This window comes from Nocardia sp. NPDC005745, assembly GCF_040630775.1.
GTDB lineage: Bacteria > Actinomycetota > Actinomycetes > Mycobacteriales > Mycobacteriaceae > Nocardia.
The window spans coordinates 175,178-190,513 of the sequence record NZ_JBEXYF010000004.1 but is presented as its reverse complement, the minus strand read 5'-3'; the positions used below and the strand labels follow the sequence as shown (position 1 = coordinate 190,513).

The window sequence follows — 15,336 nt, the reverse complement described above, 5'->3', positions numbered from 1 at the left end:
AATTTGATCTTCGCTACGCCGACCACAGCTTCAGCTCCATCCCGCACCCACCCGAGATGCACAGGAGTTCACTTTGGCACGGCACCGTCGCCCGAACCGCTCGACCACCCGCGGCGCTCTCGCCATCGCCGCCGCGCTCGGCACTCTGCTCACCGGCATCGGAACCGACGCGGCGGCACGCCCGATCGGCCCCTACGACGTCGGCGGGGCGATCGAGGTCGAATACGACGAGGCCGGTGGGCCCGCGTTCTTCGGCGACCCGGTCACGCCCGACTCGCCCGCCGCAGGCGGTGGCCGCTACCAGGCGTTCGAGCGCGGCTCCTCCATCTACTGGCACCCGGACACCGGAGCCCATCAAGTCGGCGGGGCGATCCGCGACAAATGGGGCAATCTCGGTTACGAAAGCGGAGCGCTCGGCTATCCCGTGGCGCGGGAAGCGGCGACACCGTCGAAACCGGGCAGCTACAGCGTCTTCCAGAACGGATCCATCTACTGGTCCCTCGGCACCGCCGCGCATCAGATCGGCGGCGCGATCCGCGACAAGTGGGGCGCCTACGGGTGGGAGAGCAGCCCGTTGGGGTTTCCCATCACCGACGAATCCCCCGCCCGCTCGGGCAACGGCCGCTACAACCTCTTCGGCGGCGGAGCCATCTATTCGGCCCCGCGCACCGGCACCCACGTCGTCTGGGGGTCCATCCGTGAGTCCTGGGAGGCCGCGGCGGCCGAAGCCGGGCGCTACGGTTATCCCACCAGCGACGAATACGACTTCGAGAACGGCAAAGCCCAGGACTTCGAGGGCGGCCGCATCACCTGGACGCCCTGACCGCGCCGGCGAGTGCCGACGGCACCATCTTCAGCTTCCGCCGACAGCAGCTGTGTGGACACTACGGCTCCGAACCCGATCATGTGTCGAACCGGTGCGCCTGCGCCGCGCCCATCGCCTCGATTTCGCCGAGTGGGTGAGTTCCGTGCTCCCGCTGGCCGAAGCGGACAAAGCGGTACAGGCGTTGGAGAACAAGGAAGGCGATCCGATCCGAATCGTGCTGACACCGTGAACTTCCGGCAATCCGGACGTCGGAGCGATTCGTAACGGCTCCGCCGGCGACCCCAACTCGCGTTGGGGTCGCCGTGGCCGAACCAGCCGCTGCCCGAGCCTATCCTCAGACCCCGACCTCGCCAGGAATCCTGCCACATCACCGCGACCGCGTCGCATCGGTGATCTTCCATCGGTACGTACATGCGCTCGTGCATGTGCATTGGCGCCACCGGTCTCGAAATACTCGAAGATCGAGGTGGACAGGCGCCGATTTATTACGGATGAGCATCGGCAGGGATTCGGCGACGCCGAACTGTTACCTTTCGTGGGCCTCATTTCGACGAGTTATGGCCGACGACAACAGAATTCACACCCCGGTGCGAGGATTCGATTCGGGTGCTGCACGATTGACCGCGCCGCCCCCGAATCGATCCGACCGCCCGGTTTTCAAACGGGCGAGATGGCCCCGCCCCGAATGTGCGCAGTACCACGTGTGCGGAGAAGGTCGATGCGTTGAGCAAACTCCCCGCGCAAGCCGCACGGCGAGTACGGCCCGCTCGGCGGGTCGATCGCGTCCTATTCGCCCGAGCGCATGCCGCCGAGCAACTCGCGTAGGAAACCGATGCTCTCGGCGGGAGACAGCGCTTCCACGCTGATCCGGTTCATGACCGACATGTACAGCTCGACATCACGCTGCTTGTCGAAATACAACGAGCTGGTGAGCTGCTCGGTGTAGACGATGTCGGCCAGCTCGGGTTCCGGGAATCGAAGGATGCTGAACGGGCCGCCCGCAGCGGAGTGCCCGCCCGCCGAGTACGGCAGTACTTGTATTCGGATGCTGGGACGGTCGGCCATCCCGACCAGATGTTCGATCTGCTCGAGCAGAACCTCCACCCCGCCGACCGGCCTGTGCAGCGCGGCCTCGTCGATGACCGCCCAGAGCGTCGGGGCGGCCGCCCGATAGAGGATCTGCTGGCGGCGCATGCGAATGGCGACGCGGCGTTCGGTCTCGTCGGTATTGCCCAGCTGGATCACCGCGCGCGCGTAATCGGCGGTTTGCAGCAGCCCCGGCACGAATTGCGCCTCGTAGGTGCGGATCGTGGTGGCGGCCTGTTCGAGGCCGATGTAGGTCTCGAACCACGCGGGAAGCAGATCGCTGTAGTGCTGCCACCAGCCCGGATCGTTGGCCCGGCGAGCCAGTTCGAGATACGTTTCGCGTTCAGCGGGGTCGACAACGCCGTAGAGGCTCAGCAGGTCGCGCAGGTCGCGTTCTTTGAAACCGGTCCGGCCCAGTTCCAGGCGGCTGATCTTGGCGTGCGATCCGCGGATGGCGTCGCCCGCGGCCTCCCTGCTGATTCCGCAGCCCTCGCGCAGCTGCCGCAACCGGCTGCCCAGCGCGATCCGAAGGACGGTCGGACCACGTTCTGCGGCAGGAAAATCCGCGTTGTCACCGGCATCCTCGTCGTTGCTCATGCATGCCTCCGGCCGATCGGGGGTTAGACCGCGGGGCGTTGTGCCTCCACCATCACAGCTGTCTGAACGTCGGCGCAAATCCTACTAGTCCGTTCCCGGACGGCGGTCCAGGCGCGAGTGCGTGCCCGGAACGCCGGGTCGCAAACATGTATTCGCAAGAGTGCCAACGCAATATCTTGCGCACAAATCCGAGCGAGCCCGCGGCGGTATGCGTAGAGTCGCCCCCGACGGTGGCCACGCGGAGGAGGAGCGCCATGACGTCGGCAGAGGGATCGACCCGCCTAGCGGGTGTGGACCCGGCGGTGCCCAGCATCGCGCGCGTGTACGACTACGCCCTCGGCGGGACGGACTGGTACGAATCCGACCGGCAGGTATACCAGCACCTGAAGCGGGCGGTGCCGCACCAGGACGACGTCGGCGCCGCGAATCGGCGCTGGCTCGAGCGGGTGGTCCGGTATGTCACCCGATCGGCGGGCATCGATCAGATCCTCGACCTGGGCAGCGGACTGCCCACGCAGAAGAACACCCACGAGATCGCCCAGGAACTCGACGCCGCGGTCGCGGTGGTCTACGTGGACAACGACCCGGCCTGCGTCGTCCGGTGGCGGGAGGTACTCGAAGCCGACGAACGCACCCACTTCCTCGACTCGGACCTCACCCGCCCTGCGGATCTGTTCGACAGCCTCGCGGTCGACCGTTACCTCGACCTGTCGCGCCCGATGTTGCTGATGCAATGCGGCACTTTGCACCACGTCGGCGACGACCAGGACCCCGCGGGCATCATGCGGCGGTATATCGATCGTCTCGCACCGGGCTCCTATGTGATGATCAGCCACTTCTTCGATCCGGCCGACGAGAACGAGCATCTGCACGTTCTGGCCAGGCGGGCCGAGCGGGCATTGCACGACGGGGGTCTCGGCACCGGCCGGTGGCGCACCCGCGCGGAGATCCAGGCGTTCTTCGACGGACTGGAAATGGTTCCACCGGGATTGGTGGAGCTGCACGAATGGTGGCCCGGCGGCCCCGCGCTGCGCACGCCGTGGCCCGACGAACGGCTCATCCTCGGCGGCGTCGGCCGCAAGACTCGAACCCCTCCCCCACCACGGAGCCCGATATGACGAAATCAGCGCCCGCCGAACGTATCCGCACGGATTGCCCGCCGATTCGGCGGACCCTAGGCTGGTGAACCAGGCGACGCAAACTACAGAGAGGTCTCCATGTCCGAGCACGCTCCCCAGACCGGTGTTCGCGCGCCGGTAGGCGTGGACACGACACGCGCGAGCATCGCCCGCGTCTACGACGCCACCCTCGGTGGCAAGGACAATTACGAAGTCGACCGCTACGTGCGCGACAAAGTCGCCGAAGTCGCGCCGCGGCAGAGCGATGTGGCCCGCATGAATCGCCGCTGGCTGCACCGCGTGGTGCGCTATCTGGCCGGGACCGTCGGCATCGACCAGTTCCTCGACATCGGCGCGGGGCTGCCGACCGTCGGCAACACCCATGAGATCGCCCAACAGCAGAATCCCCAGGCGCGCGTGGTGTACGTCGACAACGACCCGGTGTGCAACATCCACGGCCGCGTCCTGCTCGAGCGCAACGAGTTCACGCATTTCGTGCCCGCGGATCTCACCGTGCCGAAGACCTTGCTGTCGCACTCGGACGTCACCCGGCACCTCGATCTCACCCGGCCGCTGGCGCTGATCCTGTGCGGCATCCTGCATCACGTCGACGACGACCTCGATCCGGCCGGGATCATGCGTCAGTACATCGAGGCGCTGCCCACGGGCTCCTACGTCGCGATCACGCATTTCTACGATCCGGCCGACGGCGGCGAGGCGCACGAGATGGCCATCGAACTGCAACGGCGTTTCACCGAAATGGGCTTGGGCTCCGGCTGGTACCGCACCCGCGAGCAGATCGCCTCGTACTTCGGTGATCTGGAACTGATCGAGCCCGGCCTGGTCGAACTCGACGACTGGTGGCCGATGGGCCCCGCGATCCGCCCGCGACTGACCGAGGAACGTCTGCTGCTGGGCGGCGTCGGCTACAAGTCCGGATCGTCGAACGGCGTCGTGACCGCACTGCGCCGCCGCGCGACCGAGGACGACCTATCGGATGCCGCCGGACCACACGGCTGAAAGGTAATTGCCGCAATGACTTACGACGACCTGAACGGACCGGACCTCCGCGAGGACCGGTGGCGTCACCTGGAAGTCCCGCTCGGGCCCAGCCAGAGCTGGCGCTACGCCGACCCGGCCGCCCGCACCGAGGTCGGCGAGGGCGTCGTGTCGGTCCGGATCGACGCCTTCACCCGATCCCACGCCGACGTCCAGATCCTGGACAACCCGAAGCATCTGCTGGTGTCGACCGAAACGTTCGATCTCACCGGCGGTCCACGGACTTTCACCGTGGAGATGGCAGCGGAGAACATCGGCGCCACCGGCGAGGACTACCGGGACGGCTTCGCCGCGTTCAACGTCCTCGATATGAGCAGCGCCCAGGTCTTCGACCTGATCGCGACCAGCAAGCACGCCTACGCCATCCACGAGCGGTTGTTCGTGCCGGGCGTCGTCCCCGCGGAAGAAGCGTTCACCCACGTGGTGCACGCACCGCTGGCGGGGATCGACATCAAACCCGGAGAGTTCCACCGCTACAGCGTCACGATCGACCGGGCCGCGGGCACCGCGGGCTGGTACGTCGACGAGGCCCCGGTGTACACCACCCGCGCGCCGCAGCTGCCCGAGACGGTGCAGATCGGTTTCGGCATCATCACCTTGCATCCGATCGAGGACGGACACAGCACGTCGCTGCGCGGACAGGGACTGCACGCCTCGTGGCGCGACTTCACGGTGGAGTGATCGGCGTCGCCGACCGACGCGGACTTGGCTGAAAACAGCTGATGCCCAGCCGCACTCGGCTGGGCATCAGCTACGTCACCGCCTGGCGGGCGGCCCTGACCGCCGGTCAGACACTCTCTTTGCGCGGCCATTCGACGCTGCCCGACCGGGCGTATCCGCCCGGCGCGATACCGTCCTCGTCCATGCCGTACTCGTAGTCGTACTCGTCCGACTCCGTACGACGGCGCGGATCCCACACCATCGCCACGGCCGACACGGCCAGCAACGCGACGACAATGGCCGCGATGACTACGTAGAGCACGTCTTCCAACCTCCTGAAGGAAAAATCGAATAGCACACCGCCGTGCCGGATACTCAACGCGCACAGCTTCTTTGACGCCGCAGGCATAGTAAGCCGCAGCACCGGGAATCGGACATTCCGACGCCGGTTACCGACCGGTCGCCACCGGATCCGGGCCGGGCGGCAACGTCCGCCGATTCCCCGGAAACGCCCCGCGAACGTTCAGCGTCGCTTAGGCTCGGCACAGTCCCGGTGGCTCCGGGACAGCCGGCGCGGCATCGGTATGCCCAAGCCTGCCGCGATCGCTGGTGGTAGCGGTGGGGTTCACCCCATTAGATGAACCTCGCCGTCCCGCCGCTTCCCGTGAAATCGCAGGGACATTCGCGTGGAATCACCCGCATCGGGCATCCTTCGAGCTACCGTCTTCGGTCATGGACGACATCGAACTGCAGCCACCGACCGTCGCCTCCGCCAAGCACACCGGCCTGGTCCTGGACATCGCCACCCTCGACATCCACAACCCGCTCGCCCGGCCCGGCGAGACCACCTATCCGTATGTTCGCTGCACCGACCACCGGGTTCTGCGTCTACCCGAGCCGTTGCACCGGTGGGCCACCGAGACCATCGCGCTCAACCACGCCCAGCACGCCACCGGCGCCCTGCCCCTGTTCCCGGGGCAGGTCGAATTCGGCATCCTCGACGGCACCATGTACGCCGAAGTCCTCTGACCCGAATCCTTGACACAGAGCCCGGTCGACACGGCCGGGCTCTCACGCGTTCCGGGGATTCGCCGCCGCGGGCCGGATGCGCGTGAGCGCACATCGGCGGAGGCGGGCCCGACCATCGGTGTTCCGCCGCCGAAGTAGCCCGGTGCCGGCTCGCGTCCTCCGGCCGACATCGGTCCTCCGATCGGCGAACGCCCCGTGCTCGATGAGGGCGATGGACCGACCCGCGCACCGACTCGAAGCGCCGGGTCGACGCACGACCCGGTGTGCCTGTGGCGCGCTTTCCGCCCGCACGACACACTGGACCCGTGAATCGCATGTCAACCCGACGGCGCCGCCGCGGATCGGACGGCCTGCCGTGACCGACCTCGCCCGCGGTGAGAACCGCCCCGCGCCCGGCGACCGGCTGACGGTGACCGTGACCTGCTCGGCCCCCGTCGACGTCTCGGCGCTGTTGCTGAACTCGGCGGGGCGGGTGCGCTCCGACGCCGATTTCGTGTTCTTCAATCAACCGGTCGCCCCCGGCGTCACCTACCGGCACGGCCGGGGTGCGGGCGATGTGGTGGACATCCAGACCAGCGCGCTGCCCGGCGACGTGGATCGCGTCGTCGTCACCGCGAGCCTGGACGGCAGCGGCCCGCCCACCTTCGCGTCCGCCGGGTCGCTGCGCGCGACCATCGCGTCCCCCTCGGGCACGCTCGCCTTCCCGATGACGGGGCTGAGCACCGAGACCGCCGTGGTGTGTGTGGAGATCTACCGTCGCGGCGGCGCGTGGAAGGTGCGCGCGGTCGGGCAGGGTTACGACAACGGACTGGCCGGAATCGCGACGGCCTTCGGCGTGAGTATCGACGACGAACCGGCCCCGGCGCCCGCCGCGGCTCCCCCACCGGCGAATCGACCGGCCCCGCAGACCCCGGCGCCCGCTCCCCCACCCGCCTATCGACCTCCCCCGCCACCGGCGAATCAACCACCGCCACCGGCATACCAGCCCGCGCCGCCGCCTTCCTACCCACCGCCACCGGCCTATTCCGCGCCGGCCGCCGCGGTGCCGCCACCACCGATGCACTCACCTCAGCAAGGAGCGCTGCCGATGCAGAGCGAACTGTTCGCCCCCAGCCACGCCGAAGTCACCGGCGCGGGCATCCAGAAGCAGGGCGGCAAGATGATCAAGGTGGCCGTCAACGGCGAGGTCATGGCTCGCGCCGGATCGATGGTCGCCTACCAGGGCGATCTGCAATTCCAGGCGCTCGGTGCGGGCGGGATCGGCCGGGCGATCCAGCAGCGGCTGACCGGCGAGGGCGTTCCGCTGATGAAGGTATCCGGGCGCGGCGACCTGTTCGTCGCCAACGGCGCCGCCGACGTGCACACCATCGACCTGGACGGCACCGACGGGCTCACCATCAACGGCGCCAACGTGCTGGCCTTCGATTCCACCCTGCGCTACGACATCCGGATGGTGCAGGGCGCCGCCGGATTCGCCAGCAACGCCGGGTTGTTCAACTGCGTCTTCACCGGCCGTGGCCGCATCGCCATCACCACCCACGGCACGCCGGTGGTACTCAACGTCGACCAGCCGACCTACGCCGACCCGCAGGCGGCGGTGGCCTGGTCGTCGAGTCTGCAGACGGGCATCAAACGCAACGATTCGTTCGGATTGGGCAGGCTGATGGGCCGCAGCACCGGCGAGGGGATGACGCTGTCGTTCTCCGGACACGGTTTCGTCATCGTGCAGCCGTCGGAGCTGCCGCCGGGCGGCTTCGTCGGAGGCACCGGCGGCGGACAGGAGGCCGGCCAGAGCGGCGGTGTGCTGGGCGGCCTGTTCGGCTGACGGCGAGAGTCGCGGTCAAGCCTGGAGCGATACGAGTTCCACGACGGTGATGTCCGACGGCGCGCCCACCCGCACCGGCGGGCCCCACGCCCCGGCTCCCCGGGAGACGTACAGCTGCGTGTCGCCGTATCGCTCCAGCCCGGCGACGGTCGGATTCGCCAGCCCGGCAAGGTAATTGCCGGGCCAGAGCTGGCCGCCGTGGGTATGGCCGGACAGTTGCAGATCGACGCCGTGCGCTACCGCGTCCTCGATCAGCACGGGCTGATGCGCCAGCAGCACCGCGGTGCGCGCCCGGTCGCGGTCGCCGAGCGCCCTGCCGAAATCCGGTCCCTGCCCGATGCGTTCGCCCTGTACGTCGTTCACCCCGGCCAGGTCGAACCCGGGCAGCTCGGTGCGGGCGTTCGCGAGCAGGTGCATGCCGAGTTCCTGAACGTGCTCCACCCATTGCTCGGCGCCGGAGAAGTACTCGTGGTTTCCGGTCACGAAGAACGCGCCGTGGCGGGCACGCAGTCCGGCCAGCGGCTCGACGGCCGATCGCAGGTGCTCGACACTGCCGTCCACCAGGTCGCCGACGACCGCGATGAGGTCGGGTTGGGTGTCGTTGACAGTCCGCACCACTCGCTGGGCGAAGCCGCGCCCCAGGATCGGACCGAGATGCACGTCGCTGACCACCGCGATGCGGAACCCGTCGGCTCGGCGCGGCAACTTCGCCAGCGGCACGGCGACGCGCTTGACGCTCGGTCCGTCCAGGACGCCGTAGGCGCCGATGCCGACGGTGGCCGCCGCGGCGGCGACCGCGGCGCCGCTCACCACCCGCGAGACGAAGACGCGGCGCGGTAGGCGCTGCGGGGACTCGGTGGCAACGGCGGGAGCGGCCGTGTCCGGCAAAGACTCCGGCGCGAGTACATGCGATTCCCCGTTCGGTACCGCCCGGCCCCGATCGAACCGGCGCAGCGCGAGGATCCGGATCGGCTCGCCGACCGCCAGCGCCAGCAGCAGGTACACGAACAACGCGCCCCACAGATAGCCGGGCCAGGCGATGATCCGGACCACCGCGAAGGGGGCGGACGCCAGCTCCGCCACCGTCGCGCCCAACAGCAGCAATGGCGCGGCCAGCACGATGGCGGTGCCGACGCGCCGCGCGCGGGATCCCGCCGCGGTCGTGTCCCGCACGAGCCGCCGCCAGACATACCAGTGGGCGCCGACGACCGTGAGCACGACAACGCCCACGAGAACGAGCACGGCGACACCGACCAGAACACTCTTCACGACCACGACGGCACTCTCTGTGAACATTCGGCTTGCGCGGCATCAACCTACGTCACGACGAGGGCCGCGCACGGGTCGACGACTTCCCGGTGCCGGTTACTCCGTCCGTTCCAGCACGCCGCGCAGAAACGCCGCCTGGCCCGCATGCTGTAGGTCGTCGGAGATCACGCTGACCAGCCGCACACCCAGCGTCACCGGCGGATCCCACCGGACGTCGACGACGCGGTCGAGATCGCTGTCGGTCAATTTCCGGACGAAACGCAGCGTCTGTTCGTGCACCGCGTCGTAGTAGCCCGTGAGCGATTCGGCCGACGCCCGGATGACCGCCACGTCGGCGGGGCGGTCACCGTAGCCGGTCGCTCCCGCGTCGATGGGCAGGTCGAAGCGGTCGTACCAGCCCTGCGCGGTCCAGACCTGCTCGGTGCCTGCCACTTCCGCGAGGTGGTCGTCTTGCACGCGGGTGAGATGCCAGATCAGCCACGCGATCGAGTTGGCGCCCGGATCGACCCGGTGAACGAGGTGGTCGTCCGCCAGCCCGTCCACCGCTTCGTGCACCACCTCCTTGATCCGCTCGTAGGCGTCGGTGAGCACATCGGCACTGGTAGCCATCTATCGACTCCTTCTCGGGTGGTCCGCTGCCACCGACGGTACCCAGCGCGACCACCCGCCACGACCGGCGACGCTCCGCGGGGCGGAAATTCTCGCACGATCGCACCACATTGAATGTGCCGTTATTCAACGGTACGATATGCATTGGTTAGATTGGGTCGATGACCTCCGAATCGGTCACCGACCGGACGAAGACGTACCGAAGTGAGGGAGTACCGATGATTCACGACGTCGAGACCGGACGCGCCCGGCGAGCGGTTGTCCGCGTGGCGATGGTCGCCGCGCTCGCACTGACCCCCGTCGCCGCGGTCGCCGCGCCCGCGATGGCGCAGCAGCCGACCGTCGCGCAGGCGAGCCAGGCTCAGGAGATCCACGGTGGCTGGCACCGCCACGGCGGCTGGGGCCACCACGGCGGGTGGGGCGGTTACGGCGGCTGGGGCGGCTATGGCGGCTGGGGCGGTTACGGCTACGGGGGCAACCCGTTCGGCTTCTACGGCAGCCCGTTCGGCATCTGGCCCGGCATCGCCTGGATGCTGCCCGGCACCGGTAGCGCGTTCTGAGCGGAGCGCTCCCGCAGCAGGCCAGATGATTCCGGCTCCGCGCCGCCGACCCGGCGCCTTGTTCGCGGCCGGGCTCCGCATGGGCACGGCCCCGGAATCATTTGGCACCTGGCGAAATCGACCCCCGAGCCCGGTGGTCACACGTACCGACGCGACCTCCGGATCGAGTGCCGCAACCCCGCAGCGGCCTCGAATCACGGCGGCGCGCCGAGCGACCACCCGAGCGGCGAAGTTCGGCCTCCGATCCCGAACCGGGACGCGGTAAACCCAGCACCCCGGCAGCGCTCGGCCGCGAACTCGTACCGATCCGGTTGCCACGTCCGAATTTTCCGGAGATATCAGCGTCCGTCGCACGAATTTCGCACCGCGCCACACGAATCAGCACACATTCTGCAATTCGGCCGAATCGGACAGCGAAACAGGCGCTGCCCGTGCGTAATTCAGTAGCGCCCCGAGTGCGGCCATGTCCCCGATTTTTCGTGAAATTCGCAGAACGATTGCTTCGCGAAAGCCCTACGGCCAGAATGGGTGGGGCCGAGAACCGGCATCTTGGGGATTCGTCGGCACTCGTGGCCGACACGACTATGTGGGGAAAAACGATGAGAGTCAACAGATTCGCCGCAACCGCCCTGCTGGCGGTCGGAGCCACCGGAATAGCGACGGGTGTCGCGCACGCACAGCCCGCGGCACCGGCACAGGTCAGCGTGCACGGCGTCGAGCAGGGAATCGGTTTCACCTCGGCTCCCGCCGCCGACGGCACGGGGGTGGTCACCACCCTCGACGCGGGCACCTTCGCGTTGACGGCCGACGCGGGCGCCGTCGAACTGCGCAACGGGACGGGACAGGTCGTCGCGACCATGCCCTTGGCGTTCCAGGCCTCCGGCGCGGCGCACGGGCTGGCGCCCACGATCACCGATGCCGGCCGCACCCTCACGGTGACGCCGGTCGACGCGCCCGCGACCACCGAGCGCCTCACCCAGTTCGTCGGTGAGGACGACACACTCGCGCGCAAGCAGTACAACGCCGGTATCGGCGCCCTCATCGGCGCGGGCATCGGCGCCGTGATCGGCTTCTTCCTGGGCGGAGTCGGCGCGCTCGTCACCGTTCCGATCGGGGCGGGCATCGGTGCGCTGATCGGTTTCTCCACGCCATAATCGGCCGAGTCGGTGTGCGGCGGGAAGCCGGCCGCACACCGATCGCCGGTCGCGCCGCCGGGATCGCCTGGGTGTCCGCGCACTTTCGCGCTGGTCGGCCCAGGGGAACGCGGCGGTCCGATCGTCGTTGGTCCAGACCCGTGGACGTCGCGCCGAAACGGAATGCCCGGCCGTGCGCTGGGGCATGATGGGAGGGCACGGAGACGATCGGAGCGAAGACACAGGATCCGCGGAGATGGCACAGCGCAGTTCCCTCTCGCAGCGACGCGCTGCACTGGAACAAGAGTGGTCCCGATGGATACCCGCCGGGACACCGCAGGGTGATTCCGCGCTGCGCAGCGAGGTCGCGCAATCGTGGCTGCGATCGTTGCGCACCGTCGATCCGGCGTGCGAGCACGCACCCCACGCCGACGCCGATGTGGCCGCCCGCTGGGCCGAGTCCCCTCTGCGCACACCGGTATCCGAGCTGACCGACCAATTGCGCGACATCACCGAAGGCGCGGGCTATGTCGCGGCGATCACCGACGAGACCGGCACCATCCTGTGGTCGCACGGCGGTCCGGTGATGCGCCGCCGCGCCGAACAGGTCAACTTCGCGCCGGGCGGTCGATGGGACGAGGCGCACATGGGCACGAACGCGTTGTCGCTGGCGTTGCGCACCGCACGGCCGCACACCGTGTTCTCCGCCGAACACCTGGTGGCCGCCCTGCACGGCTGGGTCTGCTACTGCGCGCCGATCCGCGCCGCGGACGGTCGCCAACTCGGCGTGCTGGACCTGTCCACCACCTGGGATCGCGCGCACCCGCTGGCCTTGTCCACCGCCCGTACCCTGGTCACCGCCATCGAGACCAAGCTGCACCATCGCATGGCCACGCCCGGAGTCCGGCTGACCTGCCTCGGCGGCGCCCGCCTGATCCGTGACGGCGCCCCCGTGCGGCTACGCCCGAGGCACCTGGAGATCCTGACCCTGCTGGCACTCGAACCCGACGGGTTCACCCACGAACGCCTGCACTTCGCGGTGTACGGCGACCGGCCGGTCGGGGCAAGCACGCTCAAATCCGAGATGTCCTACCTGCGGCGCGCCACCGGCGGCGACATCACCAGCCGGGTCTACCGCCTGGTGAGCCCGCTGTCCTGTGACGCCGTGGACGTGCTCGCCGCGCTCGAAGCGGGCGATACCGCCACGGCGGTCGAGCTGTATCGCGGGCCGCTGCTGCCGGACTCGGACACCCCCGGCATCGTGCAGTGGCGCGAGTACCTGGCGGTCGGCGTGCGCACGGCGGTGCTGTCCAGCGGAAACGTCGAGCACGCGTTGCGTTACGGCGAGCGCGCACCGCACGACATCGAGATTCACGAACACGCGCTCCGCCTGCTTCCCGCGGGCGACGGGCGTCGTGCGCTGGCGGCCGCACGGCTGCACGGCGCGTTGCGCGACTGAGCTCGCGCGCCTCAACGTTTCGTCAACCCTCGCGAGGCATAGTGACCCGCATCACGGCCGCCGCGCCGTGTGCATCACGTCCGCAACCAGCGAGGAGTCACCCGCCATGAGCTACGCGAAGCCGGGAACCGAGGGCAGCGTCGTCGAATTCGCCACGCGCTACGACAATTTCATCGGCGGTGCGTGGACCGCCCCGGTGGAAGGCCGTTACTTCGAGAATCCCTCGCCGGTGGACGGCCAGACCTTCTGCGAGGTGGCGCGGTCCTCGGCCGCCGATATCGAACTGGCCTTGGATGCCGCGCACCAGGCGGCCGACGGGTGGGGCACCACGTCGACCACCGAGCGAGCCAACCTGCTCAACAAGATCGCCGACCGGATCGAGGACAACCTCGAGGCGCTGGCAGTGGCCGAGACCTGGGAGAACGGCAAGCCGGTCCGGGAAACGCTGGCCGCCGACCTGCCCTTGGCGGTCGATCACTTCCGCTACTTCGCCGGGGCGGTCCGCGCCCAGGAAGGCGGCATCAGCGAGATCGACGCCGACACCATCGCCTACCACTTCCACGAACCCCTCGGCGTCGTCGGGCAGATCATCCCTTGGAACTTCCCGATCCTCATGGCCACCTGGAAGCTCGCGCCGGCCCTCGCCGCGGGGAACGCCGTGGTGCTCAAGCCCGCCGAGCAGACCCCGGCCTCGATCCTGAAGGTCGTGGAGCTGATCGCCGATCTGCTGCCGCCGGGAGTCCTCAACGTGGTCAACGGTTTCGGCGTCGAGGCGGGCAAGCCGCTGGCGGCCAGCCCGCGCGTGGCCAAGGTGGCCTTCACCGGCGAGACCACCACCGGCAGGCTGATCATGCAGTACGCCAGCGAGAACATCATCCCGGTCACGCTCGAGCTGGGCGGCAAGAGTCCCAACATCTTCCTGCCCGACATCATGGCCGCCGACGACGCCTTCCTCGACAAAGCGGTGGAGGGCTTCGTGATGTTCGCGCTCAACCAGGGCGAGGTGTGCACCTGCCCGTCCCGCGCGCTGATCCACTCCTCGATCTACGACGAGTTCATGGCCCGGTGCATCGAACGCACCAAGGCCATCCGCAGCGGCAACCCGCTCGACGAGGCCACCATGATCGGCGCGCAGGCCAGCAACGACCAGTTCGAGAAGATCCTGTCCTACATCGACATCGGCCGACAGGAGGGCGCCGAGGTGCTCACCGGCGGCGGCCCGCGCAAGGTCGACGAGTTCCCCGGCGGTTTCTACGTCGAGCCGACGATCTTCTCCGGCCGCAACGACATGCGGATCTTCCAGGAGGAGATCTTTGGACCGGTCGTGTCGGTGACCACATTCGACTCCGTCGACGAGGCGCTGAAGATCGCCAACGACACCCTCTACGGACTCGGCGCGGGAGTATGGACCCGCGACATCAACGCCGCCTACCGCCTCGGCCGCCAGATCAAGGCGGGCCGGGTGTGGACCAACTGCTATCACGCCTACCCCGCGCACGCCGCCTTCGGCGGCTACAAGAAGTCCGGAATCGGGCGCGAGAACCACCGCATGATGCTCGACCACTACCAGCAGACCAAGAACCTGCTGGTCAGCTACTCGCCGGACAAGCTCGGATTCTTCTGATGCCGGACCCGGCCGGTCGCGTGGAGTTCACCGGACCGGCGCGAGCGCTGCTGCGCCGACTGATCGGGCAGCACGGCCCGGTGATGTTCCATCAGTCCGGCGGCTGCTGTGACGGCAGCGCACCGATGTGCTATCCGCGCGGCGAGTTCCGGGTCGGCGCGTCGGATGTGCTGCTGGGGTATCCGGCGGCGGACACCCCGTTCTGGATGAGTGCCGACCAGTTCGAGTATTGGCGGCACACCCATCTAACCGTCGACGTGGTGCCGGGCCGGGGCAGCGGGTTCTCCTTGGAAGCGCCCGAAGGAGTGCGCTTCCTGATCCGCTCGCGACTGCTCACCGACGAGGAACTCGCCGTCCTCGAGGAACAGCCGCCCCCGACCGGGGCGGACCTGCCCCAGTGACCCGAGGCGCCGGCCACCGACTATTACGGTCGCGCCGGTGCCTCGCCGGACCGCCGCCGCGGTGGCCAGGCCGCCGAGCAC

15 protein-coding genes are annotated in these 15,336 nt (G+C 68.6%); 11 read left to right on the top strand and 4 right to left on the bottom strand.

Going from position 1 to position 15,336, the window contains the following annotated elements:
* Window positions 1-73: 73 nt before the first annotated feature.
* Window positions 74-823: a hypothetical protein gene (locus ABZ420_RS06615; RefSeq protein WP_357117836.1), complete on the top strand. Its 750-nt coding sequence runs from the start codon at window positions 74-76 to the stop codon at window positions 821-823.
* A 789-nt stretch (window positions 824-1,612) separates the two neighbouring features.
* Here the strand turns inward: ABZ420_RS06615 and ABZ420_RS06610 are convergent.
* Entirely contained in the window at window positions 1,613-2,509 is an 897-nt protein-coding gene (locus ABZ420_RS06610) for a helix-turn-helix transcriptional regulator (RefSeq protein WP_357117833.1), read from the bottom strand.
* Between the two features lie 254 nt (window positions 2,510-2,763).
* On the opposite strand from ABZ420_RS06610, the gene ABZ420_RS06605 reads away from it, so the two are divergent.
* The 3 genes from ABZ420_RS06605 (at window position 2,764) to ABZ420_RS06595 (ending at window position 5,367) form a co-directional block, all read left to right on the top strand.
* Window positions 2,764-3,627, top strand: coding sequence for an SAM-dependent methyltransferase (locus tag ABZ420_RS06605; protein WP_357117830.1), 864 nt, complete (start codon window positions 2,764-2,766; stop codon window positions 3,625-3,627).
* A gap of 99 nt (window positions 3,628-3,726) precedes the next feature.
* Entirely contained in the window at window positions 3,727-4,647 is a 921-nt protein-coding gene (locus ABZ420_RS06600) for an SAM-dependent methyltransferase (protein WP_357117827.1), read from the top strand.
* A 15-nt stretch (window positions 4,648-4,662) separates the two neighbouring features.
* Window positions 4,663-5,367, top strand: coding sequence for a DUF6081 family protein (locus ABZ420_RS06595; protein WP_357117824.1), 705 nt, complete (start codon window positions 4,663-4,665; stop codon window positions 5,365-5,367).
* Between the two features lie 106 nt (window positions 5,368-5,473).
* Here the strand turns inward: ABZ420_RS06595 and ABZ420_RS06590 are convergent, their stop codons facing one another.
* Window positions 5,474-5,668 (bottom strand): hypothetical protein, encoded by a 195-nt coding sequence (locus ABZ420_RS06590; RefSeq protein WP_357117821.1) that lies wholly within the window; start codon window positions 5,666-5,668, stop codon window positions 5,474-5,476.
* A 410-nt stretch (window positions 5,669-6,078) separates the two neighbouring features.
* On the opposite strand from ABZ420_RS06590, the gene ABZ420_RS06585 reads away from it, so the two are divergent.
* Complete coding sequence (locus ABZ420_RS06585; protein ID WP_357117818.1) at window positions 6,079-6,375, top strand: hypothetical protein; 297 nt, start codon at window positions 6,079-6,081, stop codon at window positions 6,373-6,375.
* Between the two features lie 355 nt (window positions 6,376-6,730).
* Window positions 6,731-8,200, top strand: coding sequence for an AIM24 family protein (locus tag ABZ420_RS06580; RefSeq protein WP_357117815.1), 1,470 nt, complete (start codon window positions 6,731-6,733; stop codon window positions 8,198-8,200).
* 15 nt (window positions 8,201-8,215) lie between these two features.
* Here the strand turns inward: ABZ420_RS06580 and ABZ420_RS06575 are convergent, their stop codons facing one another.
* Both ABZ420_RS06575 and ABZ420_RS06570 read right to left on the bottom strand, forming a co-directional pair.
* A complete protein-coding gene (locus ABZ420_RS06575; RefSeq protein ID WP_357117812.1) occupies window positions 8,216-9,475 on the bottom strand; it encodes a metallophosphoesterase in 1,260 nt (419 codons plus the stop codon).
* 90 nt (window positions 9,476-9,565) lie between these two features.
* A complete protein-coding gene (locus tag ABZ420_RS06570; protein ID WP_357117809.1) occupies window positions 9,566-10,078 on the bottom strand; it encodes a DUF664 domain-containing protein in 513 nt (170 codons plus the stop codon).
* 218 nt (window positions 10,079-10,296) lie between these two features.
* On the opposite strand from ABZ420_RS06570, the gene ABZ420_RS06565 reads away from it, so the two are divergent.
* The 5 genes from ABZ420_RS06565 (at window position 10,297) to ABZ420_RS06545 (ending at window position 15,255) form a co-directional block, all read left to right on the top strand.
* Complete coding sequence (locus tag ABZ420_RS06565; RefSeq protein WP_157114067.1) at window positions 10,297-10,638, top strand: hypothetical protein; 342 nt, start codon at window positions 10,297-10,299, stop codon at window positions 10,636-10,638.
* Between the two features lie 599 nt (window positions 10,639-11,237).
* Window positions 11,238-11,792, top strand: a complete 555-nt coding sequence (locus tag ABZ420_RS06560; protein WP_062971500.1) for a hypothetical protein — start codon at window positions 11,238-11,240, stop codon at window positions 11,790-11,792.
* 235 nt (window positions 11,793-12,027) lie between these two features.
* A complete protein-coding gene (locus ABZ420_RS06555) occupies window positions 12,028-13,230 on the top strand; it encodes a transcriptional regulator (RefSeq protein ID WP_357117805.1) in 1,203 nt (400 codons plus the stop codon).
* Window positions 13,231-13,336: 106 nt separating this feature from the next.
* Window positions 13,337-14,854 (top strand): aldehyde dehydrogenase family protein, encoded by a 1,518-nt coding sequence (locus tag ABZ420_RS06550; RefSeq protein WP_357117802.1) that lies wholly within the window; start codon window positions 13,337-13,339, stop codon window positions 14,852-14,854.
* On the top strand, window positions 14,854-15,255 hold the full coding sequence (locus ABZ420_RS06545) for a DUF779 domain-containing protein (protein WP_357117799.1): 402 nt from the start codon (window positions 14,854-14,856) through the stop codon (window positions 15,253-15,255). The genes ABZ420_RS06550 and ABZ420_RS06545 overlap by 1 nt, the downstream gene beginning before the upstream one ends.
* The last annotated feature ends 81 nt before the right edge of the window (window positions 15,256-15,336 follow it).